The organism is Bacillus sp. PK6-025 (assembly GCF_056530265.1).
The window spans coordinates 139,497-163,119 of record NZ_CP096509.1 but is presented as its reverse complement, the minus strand read 5'-3'; the positions used below and the strand labels follow the sequence as shown (position 1 = coordinate 163,119).

40 protein-coding genes are annotated in these 23,623 nt (G+C 43.9%); 3 read left to right on the top strand and 37 right to left on the bottom strand.

What is annotated here, in order from left to right; all coding sequences use genetic code 11:
- Positions 1-274 precede the first annotated feature (274 nt).
- On the top strand, positions 275-1,039 hold the full coding sequence (gene pdaB, locus M1D67_RS00950; protein WP_101561969.1) for a polysaccharide deacetylase family sporulation protein PdaB: 765 nt from the start codon (positions 275-277) through the stop codon (positions 1,037-1,039).
- Between the two features lie 8 nt (positions 1,040-1,047).
- On the opposite strand, the gene M1D67_RS00945 is transcribed toward pdaB, so the two are convergent.
- Positions 1,048-1,647 (bottom strand): KinB-signaling pathway activation protein, encoded by a 600-nt coding sequence (locus tag M1D67_RS00945; RefSeq protein ID WP_020449905.1) that lies wholly within the window; start codon positions 1,645-1,647, stop codon positions 1,048-1,050.
- A gap of 113 nt (positions 1,648-1,760) precedes the next feature.
- On the opposite strand from M1D67_RS00945, the gene gerD reads away from it, so the two are divergent.
- Positions 1,761-2,342 carry a spore germination lipoprotein GerD gene (gene gerD, locus M1D67_RS00940; RefSeq protein WP_023855899.1) on the top strand — a complete coding sequence of 194 codons (582 nt, stop codon included), beginning with the start codon at positions 1,761-1,763 and terminating at the stop codon, positions 2,340-2,342.
- A 53-nt stretch (positions 2,343-2,395) separates the two neighbouring features.
- Here gerD and M1D67_RS00935 read toward each other — a convergent pair whose 3' ends face one another.
- From M1D67_RS00935 to M1D67_RS00920, 4 genes are all read right to left on the bottom strand, one after another.
- Positions 2,396-3,457 (bottom strand): Mrp/NBP35 family ATP-binding protein, encoded by a 1,062-nt coding sequence (locus M1D67_RS00935; protein WP_020449903.1) that lies wholly within the window; start codon positions 3,455-3,457, stop codon positions 2,396-2,398.
- An 85-nt stretch (positions 3,458-3,542) separates the two neighbouring features.
- A complete protein-coding gene (cwlD, locus tag M1D67_RS00930) occupies positions 3,543-4,256 on the bottom strand; it encodes an N-acetylmuramoyl-L-alanine amidase CwlD (RefSeq protein ID WP_023855900.1) in 714 nt (237 codons plus the stop codon).
- Between the two features lie 84 nt (positions 4,257-4,340).
- A complete protein-coding gene (locus M1D67_RS00925; RefSeq protein ID WP_023855901.1) occupies positions 4,341-4,784 on the bottom strand; it encodes a YbaK family protein in 444 nt (147 codons plus the stop codon).
- A gap of 114 nt (positions 4,785-4,898) precedes the next feature.
- Complete coding sequence (locus tag M1D67_RS00920; protein WP_479831535.1) at positions 4,899-6,437, bottom strand: SMI1/KNR4 family protein; 1,539 nt, start codon at positions 6,435-6,437, stop codon at positions 4,899-4,901.
- A 114-nt stretch (positions 6,438-6,551) separates the two neighbouring features.
- Between M1D67_RS00920 and M1D67_RS00915 the strand changes: the two genes are divergently transcribed.
- Positions 6,552-7,010, top strand: a complete 459-nt coding sequence (locus M1D67_RS00915) for a DinB family protein (RefSeq protein WP_023855903.1) — start codon at positions 6,552-6,554, stop codon at positions 7,008-7,010.
- 48 nt (positions 7,011-7,058) lie between these two features.
- On the opposite strand, the gene rpsI is transcribed toward M1D67_RS00915, so the two are convergent.
- The 32 genes from rpsI to rpsS form a co-directional block, all read right to left on the bottom strand.
- A complete protein-coding gene (rpsI, locus tag M1D67_RS00910) occupies positions 7,059-7,451 on the bottom strand; it encodes a 30S ribosomal protein S9 (RefSeq protein WP_023855904.1) in 393 nt (130 codons plus the stop codon).
- 20 nt (positions 7,452-7,471) lie between these two features.
- Positions 7,472-7,909: a 50S ribosomal protein L13 gene (rplM, locus tag M1D67_RS00905; protein ID WP_003178393.1), complete on the bottom strand. Its 438-nt coding sequence runs from the start codon at positions 7,907-7,909 to the stop codon at positions 7,472-7,474.
- Positions 7,910-8,070: 161 nt separating this feature from the next.
- Positions 8,071-8,814: a tRNA pseudouridine(38-40) synthase TruA gene (truA, locus tag M1D67_RS00900; protein ID WP_025810423.1), complete on the bottom strand. Its 744-nt coding sequence runs from the start codon at positions 8,812-8,814 to the stop codon at positions 8,071-8,073.
- 10 nt (positions 8,815-8,824) lie between these two features.
- Positions 8,825-9,622 carry an energy-coupling factor transporter transmembrane component T family protein gene (locus M1D67_RS00895; protein ID WP_023855906.1) on the bottom strand — a complete coding sequence of 266 codons (798 nt, stop codon included), beginning with the start codon at positions 9,620-9,622 and terminating at the stop codon, positions 8,825-8,827.
- Entirely contained in the window at positions 9,619-10,488 is an 870-nt protein-coding gene (locus M1D67_RS00890; protein WP_328038350.1) for an energy-coupling factor ABC transporter ATP-binding protein, read from the bottom strand. Before M1D67_RS00890 ends, M1D67_RS00895 begins: the two co-directional genes overlap by 4 nt.
- A complete protein-coding gene (locus tag M1D67_RS00885) occupies positions 10,464-11,309 on the bottom strand; it encodes an energy-coupling factor ABC transporter ATP-binding protein (protein WP_318602724.1) in 846 nt (281 codons plus the stop codon). Before M1D67_RS00885 ends, M1D67_RS00890 begins: the two co-directional genes overlap by 25 nt.
- 141 nt (positions 11,310-11,450) lie before the next feature.
- A complete protein-coding gene (gene rplQ, locus M1D67_RS00880) occupies positions 11,451-11,813 on the bottom strand; it encodes a 50S ribosomal protein L17 (protein WP_020449876.1) in 363 nt (120 codons plus the stop codon).
- A 77-nt stretch (positions 11,814-11,890) separates the two neighbouring features.
- Positions 11,891-12,835 carry a DNA-directed RNA polymerase subunit alpha gene (locus M1D67_RS00875; RefSeq protein WP_020449875.1) on the bottom strand — a complete coding sequence of 315 codons (945 nt, stop codon included), beginning with the start codon at positions 12,833-12,835 and terminating at the stop codon, positions 11,891-11,893.
- A gap of 174 nt (positions 12,836-13,009) precedes the next feature.
- Positions 13,010-13,405 (bottom strand): 30S ribosomal protein S11, encoded by a 396-nt coding sequence (gene rpsK / locus M1D67_RS00870; protein ID WP_020449874.1) that lies wholly within the window; start codon positions 13,403-13,405, stop codon positions 13,010-13,012.
- Positions 13,406-13,425: 20 nt separating this feature from the next.
- Complete coding sequence (rpsM, locus tag M1D67_RS00865) at positions 13,426-13,791, bottom strand: 30S ribosomal protein S13 (protein ID WP_003178378.1); 366 nt, start codon at positions 13,789-13,791, stop codon at positions 13,426-13,428.
- 22 nt (positions 13,792-13,813) lie between these two features.
- Positions 13,814-13,927, bottom strand: coding sequence for a 50S ribosomal protein L36 (gene rpmJ, locus M1D67_RS00860; RefSeq protein ID WP_003156543.1), 114 nt, complete (start codon positions 13,925-13,927; stop codon positions 13,814-13,816).
- Positions 13,928-13,960: 33 nt separating this feature from the next.
- Positions 13,961-14,179 carry a translation initiation factor IF-1 gene (gene infA / locus M1D67_RS00855; protein WP_003178377.1) on the bottom strand — a complete coding sequence of 73 codons (219 nt, stop codon included), beginning with the start codon at positions 14,177-14,179 and terminating at the stop codon, positions 13,961-13,963.
- Complete coding sequence (locus tag M1D67_RS00850) at positions 14,157-14,486, bottom strand: KOW domain-containing RNA-binding protein (RefSeq protein ID WP_023855908.1); 330 nt, start codon at positions 14,484-14,486, stop codon at positions 14,157-14,159. Before M1D67_RS00850 ends, infA begins: the two co-directional genes overlap by 23 nt.
- 10 nt (positions 14,487-14,496) lie before the next feature.
- Positions 14,497-15,243: a type I methionyl aminopeptidase gene (gene map, locus M1D67_RS00845; RefSeq protein WP_479831534.1), complete on the bottom strand. Its 747-nt coding sequence runs from the start codon at positions 15,241-15,243 to the stop codon at positions 14,497-14,499.
- A complete protein-coding gene (locus tag M1D67_RS00840) occupies positions 15,240-15,893 on the bottom strand; it encodes an adenylate kinase (protein ID WP_020449871.1) in 654 nt (217 codons plus the stop codon). The genes map and M1D67_RS00840 overlap by 4 nt, the downstream gene beginning before the upstream one ends.
- Positions 15,894-15,946: 53 nt before the next feature.
- The gene (secY, locus tag M1D67_RS00835) at positions 15,947-17,242 is read right to left on the bottom strand and encodes a preprotein translocase subunit SecY (protein WP_020449870.1); all 1,296 of its coding nucleotides are present in this window, start codon (positions 17,240-17,242) and stop codon (positions 15,947-15,949) included.
- Position 17,243: 1 nt separating this feature from the next.
- Positions 17,244-17,684: a 50S ribosomal protein L15 gene (rplO, locus tag M1D67_RS00830; RefSeq protein ID WP_020449869.1), complete on the bottom strand. Its 441-nt coding sequence runs from the start codon at positions 17,682-17,684 to the stop codon at positions 17,244-17,246.
- A 30-nt stretch (positions 17,685-17,714) separates the two neighbouring features.
- Complete coding sequence (rpmD, locus tag M1D67_RS00825) at positions 17,715-17,894, bottom strand: 50S ribosomal protein L30 (RefSeq protein ID WP_020449868.1); 180 nt, start codon at positions 17,892-17,894, stop codon at positions 17,715-17,717.
- Between the two features lie 13 nt (positions 17,895-17,907).
- On the bottom strand, positions 17,908-18,408 hold the full coding sequence (gene rpsE / locus M1D67_RS00820) for a 30S ribosomal protein S5 (RefSeq protein ID WP_023855910.1): 501 nt from the start codon (positions 18,406-18,408) through the stop codon (positions 17,908-17,910).
- 24 nt (positions 18,409-18,432) lie between these two features.
- The gene (gene rplR / locus M1D67_RS00815; RefSeq protein ID WP_020449866.1) at positions 18,433-18,795 is read right to left on the bottom strand and encodes a 50S ribosomal protein L18; all 363 of its coding nucleotides are present in this window, start codon (positions 18,793-18,795) and stop codon (positions 18,433-18,435) included.
- A 31-nt stretch (positions 18,796-18,826) separates the two neighbouring features.
- On the bottom strand, positions 18,827-19,363 hold the full coding sequence (gene rplF / locus M1D67_RS00810; protein ID WP_003178356.1) for a 50S ribosomal protein L6: 537 nt from the start codon (positions 19,361-19,363) through the stop codon (positions 18,827-18,829).
- Between the two features lie 29 nt (positions 19,364-19,392).
- Positions 19,393-19,791, bottom strand: coding sequence for a 30S ribosomal protein S8 (rpsH, locus tag M1D67_RS00805; protein WP_003178355.1), 399 nt, complete (start codon positions 19,789-19,791; stop codon positions 19,393-19,395).
- A 31-nt stretch (positions 19,792-19,822) separates the two neighbouring features.
- Complete coding sequence (gene rpsN / locus M1D67_RS00800) at positions 19,823-20,008, bottom strand: 30S ribosomal protein S14 (RefSeq protein ID WP_003178353.1); 186 nt, start codon at positions 20,006-20,008, stop codon at positions 19,823-19,825.
- A 22-nt stretch (positions 20,009-20,030) separates the two neighbouring features.
- Positions 20,031-20,570: a 50S ribosomal protein L5 gene (gene rplE, locus M1D67_RS00795; RefSeq protein ID WP_020449865.1), complete on the bottom strand. Its 540-nt coding sequence runs from the start codon at positions 20,568-20,570 to the stop codon at positions 20,031-20,033.
- Between the two features lie 25 nt (positions 20,571-20,595).
- Positions 20,596-20,907 (bottom strand): 50S ribosomal protein L24, encoded by a 312-nt coding sequence (gene rplX, locus M1D67_RS00790; protein WP_003178350.1) that lies wholly within the window; start codon positions 20,905-20,907, stop codon positions 20,596-20,598.
- A 35-nt stretch (positions 20,908-20,942) separates the two neighbouring features.
- Positions 20,943-21,311 carry a 50S ribosomal protein L14 gene (gene rplN, locus M1D67_RS00785; RefSeq protein WP_020449864.1) on the bottom strand — a complete coding sequence of 123 codons (369 nt, stop codon included), beginning with the start codon at positions 21,309-21,311 and terminating at the stop codon, positions 20,943-20,945.
- A gap of 40 nt (positions 21,312-21,351) precedes the next feature.
- The gene (gene rpsQ, locus M1D67_RS00780) at positions 21,352-21,615 is read right to left on the bottom strand and encodes a 30S ribosomal protein S17 (RefSeq protein WP_003178345.1); all 264 of its coding nucleotides are present in this window, start codon (positions 21,613-21,615) and stop codon (positions 21,352-21,354) included.
- 24 nt (positions 21,616-21,639) lie between these two features.
- On the bottom strand, positions 21,640-21,840 hold the full coding sequence (gene rpmC, locus M1D67_RS00775; protein ID WP_003178343.1) for a 50S ribosomal protein L29: 201 nt from the start codon (positions 21,838-21,840) through the stop codon (positions 21,640-21,642).
- Positions 21,830-22,264 carry a 50S ribosomal protein L16 gene (rplP, locus tag M1D67_RS00770; RefSeq protein WP_020449863.1) on the bottom strand — a complete coding sequence of 145 codons (435 nt, stop codon included), beginning with the start codon at positions 22,262-22,264 and terminating at the stop codon, positions 21,830-21,832. Before rplP ends, rpmC begins: the two co-directional genes overlap by 11 nt.
- A 1-nt stretch (position 22,265) precedes the next feature.
- Positions 22,266-22,922 (bottom strand): 30S ribosomal protein S3, encoded by a 657-nt coding sequence (gene rpsC, locus M1D67_RS00765; protein WP_023855912.1) that lies wholly within the window; start codon positions 22,920-22,922, stop codon positions 22,266-22,268.
- Positions 22,923-22,925: 3 nt separating this feature from the next.
- Complete coding sequence (rplV, locus tag M1D67_RS00760; RefSeq protein ID WP_020449862.1) at positions 22,926-23,270, bottom strand: 50S ribosomal protein L22; 345 nt, start codon at positions 23,268-23,270, stop codon at positions 22,926-22,928.
- Positions 23,271-23,287: 17 nt separating this feature from the next.
- Complete coding sequence (rpsS, locus tag M1D67_RS00755; RefSeq protein WP_003178334.1) at positions 23,288-23,566, bottom strand: 30S ribosomal protein S19; 279 nt, start codon at positions 23,564-23,566, stop codon at positions 23,288-23,290.
- Positions 23,567-23,623 lie beyond the last annotated feature (57 nt).

Here is a 23,623-nt window from a genome sequence, read left to right as displayed (position 1 = left end):
TCTTGTTTAGTTTTCAAAGATCATTTCCGCTTCGTTCAGCGGCTTTAATAATATAACATCAAGCTCACATATTTGTCAATAACTTTTCTCAAAATTATTTTTTGGAGCTTTTTCATGTCAGCTGTTTATCAGCGACGAATAATAATATAACATGTTAATTCAAATCTGGTCAACCCTCTTTTTAATTTTTTTCTTAAGGTGAATTATTGTTATGTTCTATTTTAAACGAGCATAGGATGAATACAAAGCAGCATGGACAAGGAGGAGTTTCTCTGTGAACCATTTTTATGTGTGGCATATGAAACGGATTAAGCAGTTAATCATTATTATGATAGCCGCTTTTGCGACAGCAAGCTTTTTTTATGTACAAAACCTGCTCCCTCTTCCTGTGTTTTCTACAGAAAGCGGAGCAAAAGCGGTATATAGAGGAGACTCAGATACAAACGAAGTCGCTCTTACCTTTAATATTAGCTGGGGAGATCAAAAGGCCATGCCTATTTTAGATACATTAAAATCAAACGGTATTAAAGACGCGACCTTTTTTCTTTCAGCTTCATGGGCGGAGCGACATCCGGATGTCGTGGAAAGAATCCGTAAAGACGGTCATCAGATCGGGAGCATGGGCTATGCTTATAAAAACTATTCGCAAATGAAGAAAAGCGAAATCAAAAAAGACTTAACAAAAGCACAAAACTCTTTTCAAAAACTCGGTCTTGAGGATCTCACGCTTTTAAGGCCGCCGACCGGCCAATTTAATAAAAACGTACTTGATGTCGCTAAACAGTACGGCTATACCGTCGTTCACTACAGTATCAATTCGGATGACTGGACGAACCCGGGGGTTCAAAAGATCGTACAAAACGTAAATGAAACGGTGAGCGCTGGTGATATCGTGCTCTTTCACGCTTCAGATTCGGCCAAACAAACAAAAGAAGCCCTGCCTGAGATCGTGCACCATCTCAGAAGCAAGGGACTCAAAAATGTAACCGTTAGCGATTTAATTGCAAATACGGATGCAAAATCATCAGAAGTAAAATAGCAACCGGTCTAAGCGCGGGCCTGAAACTTTGGCAGCATTAAAAGTTGAAAAGCGTTGCAGGCTAATAAAGGAAGCAGCATTAAATAGAGCCAGTCCTCTTCATTGACCCTTAACGCCGGGAACCACTCCATCACAGTAAAAACAAACATTAGAAATAATGCGGAAACGAACGTTTTTTTAGAGGACTGTTTTTGCTTTGCATAAGCGGCCGCAATGCTTACCGCCAAAATAAAGAGCGGCAGCCAAATATACGGAATGATGGAGCCTCCCTCTTTTTCAAAAAACAGAAAACGCAAGTAAACCAAATCAAACGCGACAAATACAATCAAAAACAGCTGAATCGAATTCCACAAAGAATGAGATCTGAAGATTTCCAGTGCAAAACGGTGAATCGTTAAGAAAATCACAAACCCCATTTGAGCAATCACGCTAAAGATCATGCCAACCCCGATAAACCAAAATAGAACAGAAAGAATCTCCAATACCTCGAAGGAAAGAAACAGCTCCTTATATCTTCCCCACTCAATGGCAAAACCGACAATACTTGTAGTCAAAGCTCCGACACCCAACACGGAAAAGAAAAATCGGACGAGATTACGGCTTTTCATTGTAGACTTCCCAACCCCTAAGTAAACGCTGTAGCAGCGATATTTTGTTATGTATAAATTTATAAAAGACATTCATATTAAAGGTAAGACGAGTTTTCGAAAGGAGCTTAAGCATGTTCAAGACCACAATGCTATCGATAAGCTGTTTTCTGTTTCTATCTGTAACAGCTTGTGCTCCCACGGACCAAGCAGCTGAGATGGACTATGATCAAACCAAAAAGATGGTTGTCGATATATTAAAGACAGATGACGGAAAAAAAGCGATTCAAGAAATATTAAATGATGACAAATTAAATGAAACACTTGTGATGGATGAAAAAACCGTCAAAGAAACCGTTGAAAAAACAATGACCTCCAAAAAAGGAGCCGAATTTTGGAAAAAAGTCTTCGAAGATCCAAAATTCGCAGAAGGCTTTGCCAAAACACTTCAAAATGAACATGAAAAAGTGCTGAAAAAACTGATGAAAGATCCTGAGTACCAAAAAATGCTGATCCAGGTCATGCAGGATCCTGAAATGGCCAAAAAATACGGCGAACTTGTCAGAAGCCAGGAATTCCGAACCCACCTGCAGGAAGTAATATCCGACACTCTGTCAAGCCCGCTCTACAGAAAGCAGTTTGAAGAGGAACTGAAAAAAGCTGCTTCTGAAAGCATGAAAGAAGAAATGAAAGGCGGCGAAGAAAAACAAAGCTAAGCCGCTTTTCATTCACTAAAAGCTTCTTCCGCGGAGGAAGCTTTTTCTGATCTTTAAGCTTTTACGCCAATGCTTTCGTCGATTTTTTTGGCGATATCCAAATAAATGGCACCGGTCGGATGACTTTCATCATAAACGGACGGCGCAAATTCGCTGTCATCCCAATCGGGCTGCTTCAGCGGAATTTTGCCCAGAATCGGAACACCGAGTTCTTCTGCGAGCTTCTCGCCTCCGCCTTTGCCGAATACGTATTCTTTTTCGCCTGTTTTGACGCTTTCGTAATAAGCCATATTTTCAACGATTCCCAAGATTTCATGATCGGTCTTCAAAGCCATCGCGCCCGCTCTTGCAGCGACAAACGCGGCAGTAGGGTGCGGCGTCGACACGATCACCTCTTTGCAGCTTGGAAGCATTGAGTGAACATCAAGCGCTACATCGCCTGTTCCCGGCGGCAGGTCTAAGATAATATAATCGACATCTCCCCATTCAACCTCATGGAAAAAGTTATTCAGCATTTTTCCAAGCATAGGGCCTCTCCAAATGACAGGGGCATTGTCTTCAACAAAAAATCCCATCGAAATTACTTTGACTCCGAATCTTTCAACCGGCACGACCTTTTCTCCTTCAATCGTCGGCCGTACAGTGATTCCCATCATATCCGGAACGCTGAATCCGTAAATATCGGCGTCGATTAATCCGACTTTCTTTCCGATTCGAGCCAAAGACACAGCCAAATTGACGGACACCGTCGACTTGCCGACGCCGCCTTTACCGCTTGCCACCGCTAAAAACACAGGCTGTTTTTCACTATTCAGCAGAGATTGATCTTGCCCTTGGGCAGACTCTTGATTATTCATCACGACTTCTTCAGGCAGCTCCTCAAAACGCAGGCCGACCGTCTCTGCACCGGCTTCTTTTAACCGTATGACGATTTCCTGCTGAAGCTGCATTTGTTCGGCAGATCCCGTTTTTGCGAGCGCCACCTTTACGCTGACGTGCCGTTTTTCGGGTTTTATTTTAATTTCCTTGACGGCATCCAGCTCTCTGAGCGGCTTGTGAAGAAATGGCTCGTCCAAATCGCCGACTATTTTTTTTACATCGTCTTCTCGCAACATTGATCTCACCCTTTGTTGTATTCGTTTACAAAATAAGTATAGCATATCTTTCCTTATAGTGTCTTTGACACAAAAAGAAACCCTCTTATTCAGGAGGGTCTCTGTCTTCTGTAAAGTAGCGCAATACACCTTTATATACGGATGCCGCGATTTTGTCCTGATATTTGGGCTTGGCCAGCTGTTTTGCTTCTTTCGGATTTGACAAAAACCCGATCTCGACGAGGGCCCCCGGCTTTTTCACATTTTGCATCAAATAAATGCCGTGTATCCGCTTTGCCTTCCGCGTCGTGTTTTCAAGATTATGTCTTAATTCATCCTGAATAAACTTGGCGGCCCGTTCGTTTTCTTCATATTGCCCGTAAAAGAAGCTTTGCGCACCGCTCCATCGGGCGGAAGGAATCGCATTCAAATGGATGCTGAGGTAAAGGTCGGCTTCAGAATCGTTGATCATGTCGACCCTTTTTCGCAAGTCTTCCGCTTTCCTTCTGCTGAGTCCCTTCGTTTCTTCAGGAGCGAGATCATGATCGTCCTCCCTCGTCAGCAACACCAAGGCGCCCTGTTCCTGGAGATAGTCCCTGATTCTAAGGGATACTTCAAGCGCCACGTCTTTTTCAAGGAGTTCACCGCTTGATGCCCCTCCATCTGCGCCCCCGTGTCCAGGATCAATATAAATGATCTTGCCGCTCAACGGAAGATTCCATGACCGCCAAGAATCATCATTGTGGAATTGATATTGAAATAAACATAATAAAACGACAAAGCCGAGTAAAAACCCGAGCCATTTTATTTTTTTCTTCATCCCTTTCCCTCCCGCTCGTCCTTACTACAACATATGGGACAAGGAAAGGAAATATGATTCAGCTTGGCCGCACTTTTACATAAATTATCTGAGCCGAAGCTTAAAGCGTCTTTCACGCTGGCTGAAGCCTTCCTTCCACCAGCTTTGGATGAAGTATTCGCACGCATAATAGAGTGGTTCATGAGCCGTTTGAATATTAAAAGCCTCAGACCAGCTCACCGCATATTCATAAAGCTCGTGCAGAAGCTGTTTTTCTTCTTTTTCTGAGCGGACCATCGCTCGTTGAACGGGTTCTCCGTGATAGCCGAACTTTCCGTACTCGGCTCCCAGCAAATAGGCCTCAATGGCAAAATCGATGCAGCCGTCATACAAAATATCCGTGTGCTTAGAAAAAAAGTGAAAAAGAGGAGCAAAGCATTCCTCCGCAGAATTCAGCATTTTTTCCAAAGACAGTTCGCGCAGAAGCTTTTTTTCCAAATTGATCTGCTTCTTTTGTTTTTCATTATTAAAAGATACAACCGTCCCCATAGAACCGCCTCCTTTTTACCTTGTATTGTGCAGTCAGAAGCCGGAAATCATGCTTTTCTGAGGAAGGGAAACGGAGGAAGAAGCCGAAAATATTAGGAGCCGCGAGATGAAAAGCTATTCACTCACATAGCTGCTCCATATCTCCTCTTCTTCTTCAGACATATCGCCAATTACTTTAGAGAAATCCACTTTTTTCTTGCATATGTCCTTCAATACATAAAATTGGTCAAAAGAACCGGTAAACTCCTCTAAAGAAGGAGATTGGGCCACCACTTTAAGGTTTACGATTTCAGAACCATCCAATTCCAGTCTTTTCAGATGTTCCAGGCTGGCAAGAACGGATCCGTCTTTAACGGACGAATTTATAAGTTTTAGTGTTTGAAGCGTATGAATCGTGCCTAAGAAATCAACGTTTTCTAACGTAATATTTTCAACCGTTAAAGACCTTAATGTTTTCAAACCTGCTATCGCTTTTATCTCTTCTTCGGATACATGTTCATCTCCGCGTATATGTAATCGTTTCAACGTGCTGATTTGAGAAATATCGTTTATTTGCTTTTCATTACAAACATCTACCTTTAAAAACTCAAGGTTTTTACAGTGACTGAGCGGCGCGTATTCTGCAGCTTGAATATCTGTCATATCCAATCCTCTCAAAGATGATAAATCCGCAAGCGGAGACAAATCGATCACGCATGTTTTCTCCACATTTAAATACTGCAGATGTTTCAATTGAGCGATTGGCTTTAAATCTGCTACCGGGTTATTTCCAAGATAAAGCTTTTTCAAAAAGATCATGCTTTGCAAAGGCGTTAAATCATGAATACGATTTGCACTTATATTTAATTCCCTCATATCCGTACAGATTGATAGCGGTTTAATGTGTGTCAGCTCCCTGCCCGCTAAACGCAGCTTTATCTTGTTACAAAATGCCTTTGGACTTTCAGCCATCGTTTCCACAATCGCAGTCCAGCGATCGTCCAGCTGACGAAGCCATCTGTCCGTATGTTCAAGATTGGCTTCCTGCGGTCTTGCATGCAACACCGGAAGTTCCATAGAACGGATGGCATCCAGGAAATGAAGCTCTTCCTCTTTGCCGTAGCTCCAGCTGACAGCATCATCATATTCATCAATTGTATAATGACCATTTTTGAGCGTATTTGTTATATGGATCAGTAAATCTGTCACATGATGAGCAATCACATACTTTATTTCTTCGTCACGCCCGAAATTGATTACTTGTCCAGCTTGCCCCTCCTGATCAGGATCAAGGTCTACACCAATATGATTTCCTCCGTAATCCCTGCTAATCGGAATCCATCGGCGGTTCACATATTTTTCTTTAATCCAACACGGCGGAACCGAATATGCATCGATCTCTTCCAATTCTCCATCTCCTTCAAGCCCCTTCCATATTCGCCACTCCGTGAGCATTTCTTGCAAGGAAAGAAAAGGAAGTCCGAAAAATAATCCGGGGCCCGATTCTTTTTCACCATTATGGGTAAGATAAAGCGCCCTGAGCTCTTCAGGAAACGTAGCTTCCATTTCATTTTCAGCTTTTTGAATGTCTTCCTCTGTTGCAGGAGGATTCAAAAACGGACGGAAATGTTGTTTTAATTCAGTATGCAACTGTTTCATCATTGTTTGAATCATCTTTTCTCTCCTTCATGCTTTGTAAGACTAATTACATCATGAATGTGTATCCTTGGCAATCCGGGAAGGGAAACAGAGCGAAAAGCCGAACATATTAGGAGAGGTGAGCATGAGATGAAAGGTTTGTTTCAGTATAATTGGCAAGTTCGTGATGAATGGTTTGACTGGTGCCTGAAGCAGCAGCCGGAGGAAATCGAAAAGAAGCGTTCAGGCGGTATGGAAAGCATTTTGAAAAACTTGTTTCATATTGTCGATGTTGAGGTGAGCTGGATGTATGCCATTTTAGACAAGCCGGACTTCACTCCCGAGTTTTCCGACTACCCGTCGATTCAGCACATTATCAAGTTTTCTGAAGCGTATCGTCCCGAGGTTGAGAGTGTGGTTTTTCATTTTTCCAGCACAGCCGAACAAAAGCCTGTCAAAACGTCTTGGTCAGAAGATACCTATACACAAGGCGACATTTTAAGGCATTTGATCGCCCATGAAATACATCACATCGGACAAATATCCGTCTGGGCGCGGGAGATGAACCGTGTTCCGGTATCCGCTTCATATGTAGGACGGCAGCAATAAAAAAGACCCCCAAGACAAAAGTCTTGAGAGCCTTTGAAACGCCATAAATTAACGTTTTGAGAACTGAGGTGCACGGCGTGCGCCTTTAAGTCCGTATTTTTTACGTTCTTTCATACGTGCGTCACGAGTCAGTAGACCGGCACGTTTTAGAGTTGAACGGTATTCCGGATCTGCTTCAAGCAAAGCGCGGGCGATACCGTGACGGATTGCTCCGGATTGACCGGATAAGCCGCCTCCATGAACGTTTACTAAAACGTCATAAGTACCAGCTGTTTCAGTCAAATTTAATGGTTGTTTGATATCTTCGATTAGAGCTGCAGATGGGATGTGCTCGCTGATTTCACGATTATTCACGATGATACGGCCTTCTCCTGGAACTAAACGCACACGCGCTACAGAGCTTTTACGACGGCCAGTACCGTAATATTGAACCTGTGCCAAATTGGTAACCTCCTTTTTAATTAACCGCGAAGTTCGTAAACTTCAGGTTTTTGTGCTTGGTGTGGATGCTCAGAACCACGGTATACGTTCAATTTTTTGAACATTTGACGACCTAGAGAACCTTTTGGAAGCATGCCTTTGATCGCAAGTTCAAGCATTTTCTCAGGGTAGTTTGTACGCATTTCAAGAGCAGTTCTTGATTTTAAACCGCCTGGATGTTGAGTGTGACGGTAGTAGATTTTGTCCGTTAACTTTTTACCAGTTAACTCGATTTTTTCAGCGTTGATGATGATCACATGATCTCCAGTGTCAACGTGTGGTGTGTAAGTTGGTTTATGTTTTCCGCGAAGGATAGATGCAACTTCTGTAGAAAGACGTCCTAGCGTCTTGCCAGCAGCATCAACAACTAACCACTTGCGTTCAATATTACTTGCGTTAGCCATAGGTGTTGTACGCATTAAATTTCCCTCCTAAATAAATCTGCCATTTTCAATAAACTTCAATTACGTTCTATTTCAAAACACAATAAGTTTCCGGGGCTTATCGTGGGGTTGAAATACATACCATATGATATCTTATAACTTTCTGTACTCTCTGTCAAGAAAATGTTACACCTGGTTTAGTTGTCATAGATAACACGCCATAAATACAAGCCGTGCGCCGGTGCAGTGCGCCCTGCGGCATCGCGGCTTCTGGCAAGAATCATCTTTTCAATGTCTCCAGGGGAAAATTTTCCGGTTCCTACATCAAGAAGCGTGCCGGCAATGATTCTAACCATGTTATACAAAAATCCGCTGCCCACAATCCTCATCTGCAGTCCGTCCCCTGTGTCAGACCATTCGAGTTCATAGACCGTTCTAACTTTGTCCTTCACTTCGGTTTTGGTTGCACAAAAGCTTGTGAAATCATGGGTTCCAACCAGAAAGCGGGAGGCTTCTTGGACTTTTTCCATATCAAGGTCATACGGAACATGGTATGCATAGTGGCGTTTAAAAACGTCCGGATGTCTGCCCCTGTAAATCATATACCGGTATTCTTTTCTTTTTGCAGAAAACCTCGCATGAAATTGATCATCCACAGCTTCCGCATTGTGGACCGATATATCATCAGGCAGCAGGGCATTCAAAGCATACGGCCATTTCGCCTCAGGGATGGATAGCGGACTGTCAAAATGAATCGTCTGTCCGACCGCGTGAACGCCGCTGTCGGTGCGCCCGGATGAAACGACAGGAATACGCTCCTTCGCTTTATGGAGCGTTTGCAGCGCTTTTTCAAGCTCATCCTGCACCGTTCTTTGACCAGGCTGCACTTGGTAGCCGTAAAAAAGGTGTCCGTCATATGAAATCGTACACTTCATTCTCATCGTCTATCACCTAAGTCCGCAATAAAATTAGCAATACGCCAAGACCAGCTAAAATGAGGAGCACGGAAGTATCCTTCCATTTCCACGTCAGCTGCCTGTATTTTGTACGGCCTTCCCCTCCCCTGTATCCTCGCGCCTCCATCGCAGTTGCAAGCTCTTCGGCTCTTTTAAAGGCACTGACAAACAGCGGAACAAGAAGAGGAACGATCGCTTTGACACGTTCTTTGACCGGGCCGTTCGTAAAATCAACGCCTCTTGCCATTTGCGCTTTCATGATCTTATCCGTCTCTTCGAGCAGAGTCGGTATAAATCTGAGGGAGATGGACATCATGAGAGCGAGTTCATGAACGGGAAGCTTTAATTTTTTAAACGGACCGAGCAAATGCTCCAAACCATCGGTCACTTCGATTGGAGTCGTCGTCAATGTTAAAATCGTTGTGATCATGATGAGGTAAACAAAGCGCAGCGAAATAAAAATCCCTTGAACAAGCCCCTGCTCATAAATTTTAAACAAGCCGAGATCGGCGAGAAGCGGCCCTTCCCTTGTCATAAAAATATGAAGCAGAAACGTAAACAGCACAATCCAGAACACGGGCTTCATCCCTTTTAAAAGGAATCGCACCGGAACGCCCGACAAAGCTGCGGCTGCGACCGTAAACAGGCCGAGCAGTGCATATGTTTCCGTATTATTCGCGAAAAAAACGATAAAGACAAAAAGGAAAATGGTTAACAGCTTTGTACGCGGATCAAGCCGGTGAATGATCGATGTCCCGGGTACATATTTGCCGATAATGATATTGTCCATCATAGGGCATTTTCCTCCTGAAAAAGAGCTTTAATTTCGGAGGCTGCTTCTTCAATCGTCAAGATCGGCGCTTTGAACGTAATGCCCAGCGTTTCTTCAAGACGTTTTTGGAATTTAATCGTTTCCGGCAAATCAAGCCCAAAGGCAGCGATATCGTCTTTCCTTGAAAAAAGCTCCCGCGGCGTCCCTTTTGCTTTGACCGTGCCTTTATGCATCACAATCAGTTCATCTGCATACGCCGCCGCATCTTCCATACTGTGGGTGACGAGAATCGTCGTCAGATTCCTCTGCTTATGGAGGCTGTAGAACATGTCCATGATCTCTTTGCGGCCTCTTGGGTCGAGCCCTGCCGTCGGTTCATCGAGGACGAGAACCTCCGGCTCCATCGCCAGCACTCCCGCAATGGCCACGCGGCGCATTTGCCCGCCGCTTAGTTCAAACGGGGACCTGTCGGACAGCTCCTCATTCAAACCTACAAGCTTCAGCATTTCCCTCGCCTTTTCTTCCGCCTTCTCCCGGCTCATGCCGAAATTGATCGGGCCGAATGAAATGTCCTTTAAAATTGTTTCTTCAAACAGCTGATGTTCAGGAAACTGAAAGACAATCCCGACCTTTTTCCGCAAAGCTTTTAAGTGTTTATTCTTTTTGCCTGCTTCGAGAACGTCCCCGCCGAGGCGTATCTGTCCTTTTGTCGGTTTTAAAAGCCCGTTCAGGTGCTGAAGCAACGTCGATTTTCCCGATCCTGTATGGCCGATCACAGCAACATAGCTTCCTTCTTTAATCACGGCGTTGACATCATAGATCGCCAGGCGTTCAAAAGGCGTTTTCATCTGGTATCGGTGCTCTACATCTTTGATTTCAATGTCCATAGCTCATTCACCAATCCTTCTTGTGTCAGATGATCGCCTTTCAAAGCCAGACCGCTTTCCTTCAGCATTTGGCTGAGCTGAAAAGAAAAAGGCAAATCAAGCCCGATTTTTATCAGGTCTTGATTCAGACGAAAGACTTCCTCCGGCGTGCCTTCGGCAAATTTTCTTCCGCCGTTCATGACGATGATCCGGTCGGCCTTAGCAGCTTCGTTTAAGTCATGTGTAATCGAAATGACCGTAACCATTCCCTGGTCTTTCAGCCTTCTGACCGTATCCAGCACTTCTTCCCGTCCCATCGGGTCGAGCATGGAAGTCGCCTCGTCGAGAATCATGATGTCAGGACGGGCGGCAAGCACTCCCGCAATCGCAACACGCTGCTTTTGCCCTCCAGAGAGATGGTGCGGCTCTTGATCGAGAAATTCTTGCATGTTCACCTGTTGAACGGCCCAATCCACCCTTTCCACCATGTCTTCTCTTGGAACTCCGTTGTTTTCTAAACCAAAAGCCACATCATCGCGAACGGTTGTCCCGACAAATTGGTTATCCGGATTTTGAAACACCATGCCGATTTTTTTTCGGACATCCCAGACCGTCTCTTCCGTCAGCTGAATACCGCCGACTTCAATCGATCCTTCGTCAGGCAGGATCAGTCCGTTTAAAGCACGGGCGAGCGTCGACTTCCCTGAGCCGTTGTGACCTACGATCGCAAGCCATTCTCCTTTCGACACTTGGAAAGATACATGATCAAGCGCAGGCCTGTCCGCATCTTTCTGGTAGCGAAACGTGATATCCTCTGCAGCGATTAATCGATCTTGATTCATTTGCCCGTCCGGCCTCCTCTCCTCTAAAGCTCTGCTTTTCTGACTATTCTTTTATCATAGAAAATTCCCCGGTATCTAAAAAAAGGGCATAGATCCAGTTAAAAACTGTCCCGCCCTTCTTTAGACACACAAAATATGTGATTAAACCAATTCGATGATAGCCATTGGTGCTCCGTCACCACGGCGAGGACCAAGCTTCATAATACGTGTGTATCCGCCTTGGCGCTCTTCATAACGAGGTGCTACATCAGAGAAAAGTTTTTGGAGTGCATCTTGGTCTTTCTCTGCATCTGCAACCTCATTGCGGATGTATGCAGCTGCTTGGCGGCGTGCGTGTAAATCTCCGCGCTTGCCAAGTGTAATCATTTTTTCTACAACAGAGCGAAGTTCTTTCGCGCGAGCTTCTGTTGTTTCGATTCTCTCGTTGATGATCAAGTCTGTTGTAAGATCACGCAGCATTGCTTTACGCTGTGCACTAGTGCGTCCTAGTTTTCTGTATGACATGTGGTGTCCCCTCCTTTATTGAAATACTCGATCTGAAATAAAAAACACACGAAAATCCTAGTTCACATGGAAACTAGTCAATCGTCTTTGCGAAGGCCAAGTCCAAGTTCTTCAAGTTTCGCTTTTACTTCTTCAAGCGACTTGCGACCCAGGTTGCGAACTTTCATCATATCTTCTTCAGTTTTGTTCGCAAGTTCTTGAACTGTATTGATTCCCGCACGCTTCAAGCAGTTGTAAGAACGGACTGAAAGATCGAGCTCTTCAATAGTCATTTCAAGAACTTTTTCTTTTTGGTCCTCTTCTTTTTCAACCATAATTTCAGCATGCTGAGCTTCGTCGGTCAAACCGACAAAAATATTAAGGTGTTCAGTCAAAATCTTTGAACCAAGCGCAATTGCTTCTTTTGGTCCAGTGCTTCCATCTGTCCATACGTCAAGCGTAAGTTTGTCATAGTTTGTAATCTGACCCACACGAGTATTCTCAACTTGATATGTTACACGAGAAACAGGTGTAAAGATGGAATCAATCGGGATGACCCCAATTGGCTGATCGTCTCTCTTATTCGAGTCAGCTGGTGTATACCCGCGACCTCTTTGAGCGGTTAAGCGAACTCGAAAACTCGCATTTTGGCCAAGAGTCGCAATGTGAAGATCAGGATTCAAAATCTCAACATCACTGTCGTGGGTAATATCAGCAGCTGTTACAACTCCTTCACCCTGTACATCAATCTCAAGCGTCTTCTCTTCTTCAGAGTAGATTTTCAGTGCAAGTTTTTTAATGTTTAAGATAATCGTTGTAACATCTTCAACGACGCCTTCGATCGTCGAGAATTCATGCAGTACACCATCTATTTGGATCGATGTTACAGCGGCACCAGGGAGTGAGGATAAAAGGATACGACGTAAGGAGTTACCCAAAGTTGTACCATATCCACGCTCAAGTGGCTCTACGACAAATTTACCATACTTGGCATCGTCGCTGATTTCAACCGTTTCGATTTTTGGTTTTTCAATCTCGATCATTTCATAAAACCCTCCTTCAAAACGTCGAAACCCCGGAAAGAATTTCTCTGATTCTATCCGAAATTCCCCATTGTTTAGTCCCGTATGTGCTCAGGCAACGAGTGTGCATTCGTTTTATAAATTAACTGTATCATAACCCATTATTGACAGGGACACAAAATCTATACAAACAAATTACACGCGGCGACGTTTTGGCGGACGGCATCCGTTATGAGGAACAGGCGTTACGTCTCTGATTGCTGTAACTTCCAGTCCAGCAGCTTGAAGTGCACGAATTGCAGCTTCACGGCCAGAACCAGGTCCTTTTACAGTAACTTCAAGAGTTTTAAGTCCATGTTCGATAGAACCTTTAGCAGCTGTTTCAGCGGCCATTTGCGCAGCAAACGGAGTGGATTTTTTAGAACCTTTAAATCCAAGAGATCCGGCGCTTGACCAAGAAAGAGCATTACCATGAACATCTGTGATAGTAACAATCGTGTTGTTGAAAGTTGAACGGATATGAGCAATTCCAGATTCAATATTCTTTTTCACGCGGCGTTTACGCGTGTTTGTTTTACGAGCAGCAGCCATTGTTTAATTACCTCCCTTGCTTATTTTTTCTTGTTAGCTACAGTACGACGCGGACCTTTACGAGTACGCGCGTTATTTTTAGTATTTTGACCGCGAACAGGCAATCCGCGACGATGACGAATTCCGCGGTAGCTTCCGATTTCGATCAGACGTTTGATGTTAAGAGACACTTCACGGCGAAGGTCACCTTCAACTTTCAATTTGTCAATCACGTCACGGATTTTACCAAGTTCTTCTTCAGTCAAATCACGAACGCGAGTATCTTCAGAAACTCCAGCTTCTTTTAAGATTTGCTGAGCCGTTGTACGACCGATTCCAAAGATGTATGTTAATGAAATAACAACACGTTTATCACGTGGGATATCTACACCAGCAATACGAGCCATCTCTCTCGCACCTCCTTAAAAATTATCCTTGTTTTTGTTTATGCTTTGGATTTTCACAGATCACCATTACTTTTCCTTTTCTGCGAATGACCTTACATTTTTCACAGATCGGTTTAACTGATGGTCTCACTTTCATGTGTTTCCAACCTCCTTCAATTTCCGGAGTGCTTTATTTGTAACGGTACGTAATTCTACCACGAGTTAAGTCATATGGAGATAATTCTACCGTAACTTTGTCTCCAGGTAAAATGCGAATGAAGTGCATGCGGATTTTACCAGATACGTGAGCCAAAACCGTATGGCCATTCTCAAGTTCAACTTTGAACATTGCGTTTGGCAGCGTTTCGACTACAGTACCTTCCACTTCAATTACATCGTCTTTCGCCATTCAAGTGTTCTCCCTTCTTCAAATCAGTAACTTGCTCTCTGACAAATTTCAAAAGAGAAAATCTCAATTTTCCGTTTGTCACACGCCCTGTTTCGTTTATACTGTTCTGAACTTCCGGAGATACGCAATCATAAAAGGTTAAATGATTGATATTCTTTTTCTTAGGAGAATGAAATTTACGCTTTTCTCCGTCTGCTACCAGCACATGATGATGATCGACTATATCAATAACAACTGCGTATTGGTTCATTTCGCGGCCTCTTGCTATGCGTACGAACTGTCCAATTTCAGGTGTTTTCCGATACATCTCATTTCACCTAGGCTTTTGTCAGTATCTCAAAACCGGCTTCCGTTATGGCAATCGTGTGTTCAAAGTGAGCACACTTCTTCCCGTCCACAGTTACAACCGTCCAGTTGTCAGCCAATGTTTTGACATAGCGTGTGCCTGCATTAACCATCGGCTCAATGGCCAGGACCATGCCAGCCTTTAAACGCGGGCCTTTGTTCGGCGGACCGTAGTGAGGAATTTGCGGATCCTCATGAAGATCCTGCCCTACCCCGTGTCCTACATATTCCCTGACGACTGAAAATTGTTCGCTTTCGACATACGTTTGAATTGCGTGGGAAATATTCGACAAACGTTCTCCCGGTTTTGCTTCCTTCAAGCCTCTATATAAAGACTCCTCTGTCACATCCAGCAGCTTTTGATCATCATCGCTAATCGTACCCACTGGATAAGTCCATGCAGAGTCACCATGATAACCGTTCAGCTTCGCACCGATATCGATGCTGATGATGTCTCCGTCGCGAAGGACCCGTTTTCCCGGAATACCGTGCACGAGTTCTTCGTTGACCGAAACGCAAATGCTCCCGCGAAAACCATTATACCCTTTAAAAGACGGGATTGCACCTTGCTTTGTAATAAAACGTTCGGCAATTTGATCCAGTTCTTTTGTCGAGATGCCGGGTTTAATGTGCTTTTTCAGCTCCTGATGAGTTAAAGCGACAATTCTTCCGGCTTCCCGCATGATTTCGATTTCTCGGGGAGTTTTACAAATAATCATTTGTCCAGGCCTCCGAGAAGCTCCTTTATATCAGCGTAAACTTCATTGATGTGCTTCTGCCCGTCAATGTTTACGAGATATCCTTTATCCGCATAGAAATCGAGTAAAGGCTGGGTTTGCTTCATGTTGACCTCTAACCGTGTAGATACAGTAGCTTCATTATCGTCTTCACGCTGATAAAGCTCTCCTCCACACTTGTCGCATACATTTTCTTTCGCAGGCGGATTAAAGACTAAATGATAAGTTGCACCGCAGTTTCTGCAGATTCTGCGTCCTGTCAGACGTTCCATCAATGCATCTTTATCGACTTGAATGTTGATGACATGGTCAATCGACTTGCCAAGTCCTTTAAGAATTTCCTCAAGTGCTTCAGCTTGAGCGACTGTTCTCGGAAATCCGTCCAGAAGAAAACCTCCGTCACAATCATTCTTGCCAAGTCTCTCCCTGACAATACCAATTGTCACTTCATCCGGAACAAGCTCACCTTTATCAATGTATGATTTGGCTTCGAGTCCCAGATCCGTTTCTTCTTTCATCGCAGCGCGGAACATGTCTCCTGTTGAGATATGAGGTATCCCAAAATCTTCAACAATCCGTTCAGCCTGTGTCCCTTTACCGGCCCCAGGCAGTCCCATTAAGACTAAGTTCATTTCGGATTCCCCGTCCTCTCTATTTTAGAGGGAATGGGCGCGCCCCATTTCCTCTAGTGCTTCATAAATCCACGATAGTTTCGTTTTACCAGCTGGCTTTCAAGCTGCTTCATTGTTTCAAGTGCAACCCCGATGACAATCAGCAAACTTGTTCCACCAATTTGTGCAGATGAAGGCAGCCCAGCAATATTAACGAACAAGACAGGAAGAATGGCAATCACGGCCAAGAATATGGAGCCTACAAATGTAAGTCGATACAAAATGCTCGTAATTCTATCTTGAGTCATTTTTCCTGGACGAACTCCCGGAATATAGCCACCTTGTTTTTTAAGATTATCGGCCATTTGCTCAGGGTTTACCTGCACAAATGCATAGAAATAGGTAAAGGCGATGATCAACGCCGCATAAACTCCCATTCCGACCGGATGCGTGTAATCAAACGTTTTTTGAATCCAATTCGTGACGTCATTGGTACCAAAAAATGTTGCCACGGTCCGCGGAGTGGTGATAAATGCTACTGCAAAGATAACCGGAATAACTCCCGCCGGGTTAACCTTCAGCGGCAAGTGTGTAGACTGGCCGCCAGGAACCGGTGAACGGCCTGAACCTTTCGCATATTGAATTGAGATTTTTCTAACTGCCTGTTGGATGAAAATAACGCCAACAACAATCGCCAAAATCGCAACCAATATAACGACAACCTTTATGATTTGCAAGAATAACTGATCTCCAGCATCTACAAACTGCTGAGCGTAGATCTGATTAATCGTCTGCGGAATGCCGGCAACGATACCGGCGAAGATGATAATGGATATTCCGTTACCAACTCCATGAGACGTAATTTGTTCTCCCAGCCACATTAAAAAAGCAGTTCCAGCAGTTAGTACAACCGCAATAAGCAAATAAGTACCGACTCCAGGGTTTGTAATCAACGCGCCGCCGGCCATGTTGTTAAACCCGTAAGACATACCTAAAGCCTGGATAAATCCAAGAACGATTGTGAAGTACCTTGTGAACTGTGCTAGTTTTCGGCGACCAACTTCTCCTTGCTTAGACCATTCGGTAAACTTCGGCACAACATCCATCTGCAGGAGCTGAATGATGATTGAAGCTGTGATGTAAGGCATGATTCCCATCGCAAGAATGGAGAAGTTGAACAATGCACCGCCGCCAAATGTGTTTAGAATCCCAAATACGCTCATTTGATCCTGTGCCTTTAAAACTTCTGTGTTTACATGCGGCACAGGAATGAACGAACCGAGACGAAAGACGATAAGCATTAAAAGAGTGAAGATAATCTTATTCCGAATATCCTTCACACGCATAAAATTGGAGATTGTCTTAAACAAGTTAGATCACCTCAGCTGTACCGCCAGCAGCCTCAATTGCTTGTTTAGCAGAAGCGGAGAATTTATTGGCTTTAACAGTTAGTTTCTTTTCTAATTGACCGTCGCCAAGAATTTTCACTCCAGATTTCAACTTGCTGATTACACCTGTTTCTAAAAGAAGTTCAGGAGTAACTTCCGTCCCTTCTGCAAAGCTGTTGAGTTTGTCTAGGTTGACTACAGCGAAATCCTTGCGGTTGATGTTTGTGAAACCGCGTTTAGGAAGACGTTGGAACAAAGGCATTTGTCCACCCTCGAATCCAGGACGTACACCGCCGCCAGAACGAGCGTTTTGACCTTTATGACCTTTACCTGCTGTTTTACCGTTACCAGAACCAATACCACGACCTACGCGGTTGCGCGTTTTACGTGAACCTTCTGCGGGCTTTAATTCATGAAGTTTCATTTGGACACCTCCTTAGCCTATCGTTTATTTTTAAAGTTCTTTAACAGAAACTAAATGAGATACTTTGTTAACCATACCGCGGATTGCAGCGTTGTCTTCATGAACGACAGTTTGGTTTGTTTTCTTTAAACCGAGCGTTCTTACAGTAATACGCTGATCTTCCGGGCGTCCGATTACACTGCGTTTGAGGGTAATTTCTAATTTAGCCATTAATGTTCCCTCCTTATCCTAACAGTTCTTCTACAGATTTTCCACGAAGCTTCGCAACGTCCTCAGCGCGTTTCAGCTCGCTTAAACCTTGGACTGTTGCACGGATCATGTTGATCGGTGTGTTAGAACCTAAAGACTTAGAAAGGATATCAGCTACACCTGCAAGCTCAAGTACCGCACGTACTGGGCCTCCAGCGATAACTCCCGTACCTTCAGAAGCAGGTTTTAACAAGATGTTTCCTGCACCGAAACGTCCGATGATTTCGTGTGGAATTGTAGTTCCAACCATTGGTACTTCGATCAAATTCTTTTTCGCATCTTCAACAGCTTTGCGGATCGCTTCTGGTACTTCTTGTGCTTTACCAGTACCGAATCCTACGTGTCCGTTTTTGTCACCGACAACGACTAGAGCTGCGAAGCGGAAACGACGACCACCTTTAACAACTTTCGCTACGCGGTTAACGGTAACTAAGCGTTCTTCTAACTCTAATTTGCTTGGGTCAATACGACGCATATTCATATGTCCCTCCTTCTTTTATTAAAATTCTAATCCAGCTTCGCGTGCAGCATCAGCCAATGCTTTTACACGTCCATGATAAAGGTAACCGCCACGGTCGAACACGACATTTGTAATACCTTTTTCAGAAGCGCGTTTTGCAACAAGCTCGCCAACTTTTGCAGCCGCAGACGTATCGCTGCCATTTTCAGCGTTAAAGTCTTTATCAAGAGTTGATGCACTCACAAGTGTAACACCGTTCACGTCATCGATCACTTGTGCGTAAATATGTTTGTTTGAACGGAAAACATTTAGACGAGGTCTCTCAGGGGTTCCTGAAAGCTTCGCGCGAACACGACCGTGTCTTTTAAGACGTGCAGCATTCTTGCTTGTTTTCGTAATCATCTGGGTCACTCCTTTCTCACATTAAGCGGTTTTACTTAGCAGATTTACCTTCTTTACGACGAACCATTTCTCCTTCATAGCGGATCCCTTTGCCTTTGTAAGGTTCTGGAGAACGTACAGCGCGAATGTTTGCAGCAGTAGCTCCAACACGCTCTTTATCTGTACCTTTTACAACCACTTTTGTTTGAGATGGAACTTCGATTTCAATTCCGTTTTCAGGAACGATTTCTACAGGGTGAGAGTATCCAACGTTCAAAACAAGTTTGTTTCCGGATTTAGAAGCACGGTAACCGACACCGACTAATTCCAAACCTCTTTCAAAACCTTTAGATACACCTTCAACCATGTTTCCGATGATGCTGCGAGTTGTGCCATGCAGCGCACGGTGTTCTTTATTATCTGAAGGACGCTCTACAGTAAGTACATTGTCCTCAATTTTAATCTTCATATCAGGATGAAACGTACGAGTTAATTCTCCTTTTGGTCCTTTCACGGTTACAGTGTTGTCGTTCAGAGTAACTGTAACGCCTGAAGGAATCTCAAGTAGCTTCTTACCTACACGAGACATACCAAACACCTCCATTCATGTTAAACTTCTTACCAAACGTATGCTAATACTTCTCCGCCAGCCTGTTTAGCGCGGGCTTCTTTATCTGTTAACACACCTTGTGATGTAGAAAGAATTGCGATTCCAAGTCCGTTCAGTACGCGAGGCACTTCGTTTGACTTAGCGTAAACGCGCAGACCTGGTTTGCTGATTCTCTTAAGGCCAGTGATGACACGCTCGTTGTTTTGTCCGTATTTCAAGAAAACACGGATGATACCTTGCTTGTTATCTTCAATGAATTCTACGTCACGGATGAAACCTTCTCTTTTCAAGATTTCAGCGATTTCTCTTTTCAACTTCGAAGCAGGAATTTCGAGCTTCTCATGACGTACCATGTTTGCATTACGAATTCGAGTCAGCATATCTGCAATCGGATCTGTCATAACCATTATTTAATAACCTCCTTCCCATAAACGGGGATTACCAGCTGGCTTTTTTAACGCCAGGAATTTGTCCTTTATATGCAAGTTCACGGAAACAAATACGGCAAAGTTTAAATTTACGAATAACAGAGTGCGGACGGCCGCAGCGTTCGCAGCGAGTGTACTCTTGTACTTTAAACTTCGGTGTGCGTTTTTGTTTCGCAATCATTGACTTTTTAGCCACGATTTCGCCTCCCTTTCATTGATTATTTCTGGAATGGCATACCTAATTGAGTTAACAGTTCACGAGCTTCTTCATCAGTGTTGGCAGTCGTTACAATAACGATGTCCATACCGCGAACTTTAGTTACCTTATCATAGTCAATTTCAGGGAAGATCAGCTGTTCTTTGATTCCTAGTGTGTAGTTTCCACGACCGTCAAAAGATTTTTTTGAAATTCCGCGGAAGTCACGTACACGCGGTAAAGAAACAGAAATTAGTTTATCAAGGAAATCGTACATGCGCTCTCCGCGAAGAGTTACTTTCGCACCGATTGGCATTCCTTCACGAAGACGGAATCCAGCAATAGATTTCTTCGCACGAGTAACGACAGGTTTCTGACCAGCGATAAACGTTAGTTCTTCTACAGCGCTATCGATAGCTTTAGCGTTTTGAACAGCGTCACCAACACCCATGTTGATTACGATTTTTTCGATTTTAGGCACTTGCATCACAGATTTGTATTCGAACTTTTTCATTAATGCAGGTGTAATGTCTTTATTGTACTTTTCTTTAAGGCGGTTCATGAGATAGACCTCCCTTCCTTTATTACTAGTTATCTAGAACTTGCCCAGATTTTTTTGCAATACGAACTTTTTTGCCATTTTCCACTTTGTATCCTACGCGAGTCACTTCACCTGTTTTAGGATCGAGCGGCATTACGTTTGACACATGAATTGGCGCCTCTTGATTTAAAATTCCGCCTTGAGGGTTAGCTTGAGTCGGCTTTGAGTGCTTCTTCACCATGTTGACACCCTCAACGATTACGCGGTCTTTTTTAGGGAAAGCTGCAAGGATCACACCTTGTTTTCCTTTGTCTTTACCAGAGATAACCATTACTTTATCGCCTTTTTTAACATGCATCCTGATCGCACCTCCTTAGTCCGGCATTGATATCATTAAAGTACTTCTGGAGCTAGAGAAACAATTTTCATGAAGTTGTTATCACGAAGTTCACGTGCTACAGGTCCGAAGATACGAGTTCCGCGCGGGCTTTTGTCGTCACGGATGATAACACATGCATTCTCATCGAATTTGATGTAAGATCCGTCATTTCTGCGCGCGCCGCTCTTAGAACGTACGATTACAGCTCTTACGACCTCACCTTTTTTGACAACGCCTCCTGGTGTTGCTTGTTTAACCGTGCAAACAATGACATCACCAATGTTAGCTGTTTTGCGTCCAGAACCACCAAGCACCTTGATTGTTAATACTTCACGGGCACCAGAGTTATCAGCTACTTTTAAACGAGTCTCTTGTTGAATCATTATTTGTTACCTCCCTTCGGAAAAAGGTTTCCGAACTTTATTAGATAATAACAGCTTCTTCGACAACTTCAACTAGACGAAAACGTTTAGTCGCAGATAATGGACGAGTTTCCATGATCTTTACGATGTCTCCGATTTTAGCTTGGTTATTTTCATCATGTGCTTTGAATTTTTTAGAGTACTTTACGCGTTTACCGTAGAGTGAATGTTTTTTGTAAGTTTCTACAACAACAGTAATGGTTTTATCCATTTTGTCAGAAACAACACGTCCTTGGTAGACTTTGCGCTGATTGCGTTCGCTCATGTTTTAGAGAACCTCCCTCCGGAATTATTTGTTGGCAGCAATTTCTCTTTCCCGAATCACAGTTTTCATGCGCGCGATTGACTTGCGCACTTCACGAATGCGAGCAGTGTTTTCAAGTTGTCCTGTCGCTAATTGAAAGCGAAGATTGAAAAGTTCTTCTTTAAGAGACTTTACTTTTTGTTCAATTTCAGCAGTGGTAAGGTCACGAATTTCATTAGCTTTCATTTGATTCACCACCAATTTCTTCACGTTTTACGAACTTCGTTTTAATTGGCAATTTGTGAGATGCAAGACGAAGAGCTTCACGAGCGACTTCCTCAGACACACCAGAAATTTCAAATAAAACTTTGCCCGGTTTTACAACAGCTACCCATCCTTCAGGAGCACCTTTACCGGAACCCATCCGAACCTCTAGAGGCTTAGCTGTATAAGGCTTAGAAGGGAAAATTTTGATCCAAACTTTACCGCCACGTTTCATGTAACGAGTCATTGCGATACGCGCAGCTTCGATTTGACGGTTTGTAATCCAAGAAGCTTCTTGAGCCTGGATGCCGTATTCACCGAAATGCACTTCAGAGCCGCCTTTTGCACGGCCGCGCATTTTTCCGCGATGCTCTCTGCGATATTTAACGCGTTTTGGCATTAACATATTATTTTCCTCCTTCCTCAGTTTTCTTCTTAGTAGGAAGAACCTCTCCACGATAGATCCAGACTTTTACACCAAGCTTGCCGTAAGTTGTGTCAGCTTCAGATGTAGCATAGTCGATGTCTGCACGAAGTGTGTGCAATGGAACAGTTCCTTCACTGTAGTATTCAGAACGAGCGATGTCAGCGCCGCCAAGACGACCGGAAACCATTGTTTTAACTCCTTGTGCACCAGCGCGCATTGTGCGTTGGATTTGTTGCTTTTGCGCACGACGGAAAGAGATACGGTTTTCCAATTGACGAGCAATGTTATCAGCAACTAGCTGAGCATCAAGATCAGCTCTTTTGATTTCAAGAATGTTAATGTGTACACGCTTGCCAGTAAGGCTGTTAAGGGCTTTGCGAAGCGCTTCTACTTCAGAACCGCCTTTACCGATAACCATACCAGGCTTAGCTGTGTGGATCGTAATATTTACACGGTTTGCCGCACGCTCGATTTCCACTTTAGAAACAGAAGCGTCAGACAGGCGTTGATTAATAAATTCACGGATTTTCAGATCTTCGTGAAGGAAGTCAGCGTAATCTTTGCCAGCGTACCACTTAGATTCCCAATCACGTATAACACCAATACGAAGACCGACTGGATTTACCTTTTGACCCACGAGTTATCCCTCCTTCTTTTCTGATACAACGATAGTAATGTGGCTCGTACGTTTGTTGATTTGGCTTGCACGTCCCATAGCGCGCGGACGGAATCTTTTCAACGTAGGGCCTTCGTTCACGTAAGCTTGAGTAACAACCAGGTTGTTTGCATCCATTTCGTAGTTGTGCTCAGCGTTAGCGATAGCAGATTTTAAAACTTTTTCAATAATCGGGGAAGCAGCTTTTGGCGTAAGGTTTAAGATCGATACTGCTTCACCTACTTGCTTGCCTCGAATCAGGTCCATTACTAGACGTGCCTTACGAGGAGCAATACGGACTGTTCTTGCGACAGCTTTAGCTTGTTGCATTTAAAAGCCTCCTCTCATTAGCGTCTTGTTTTTTTGTCATCACTAGCATGACCTTTGTAAGTGCGTGTCGGTGCGAATTCACCCAACTTGTGACCTACCATATCTTCAGAGATGTAAACAGGCACATGTTTGCGTCCATCATAGACTGCGATTGTGTGACCGATAAATTGCGGGAAAATAGTAGAACGGCGAGACCAAGTTTTCACAACTTGTTTCTTATCCGCTTCATTTAATTTCTCGATTTTTGTCATTAGATGATCATCGACAAATGGTCCTTTTTTTAAGCTGCGAGCCATTTTGGAACCTCCCTTCGTGATTGCACTACGGTCCGATATGAACCGTAGACAACCCCG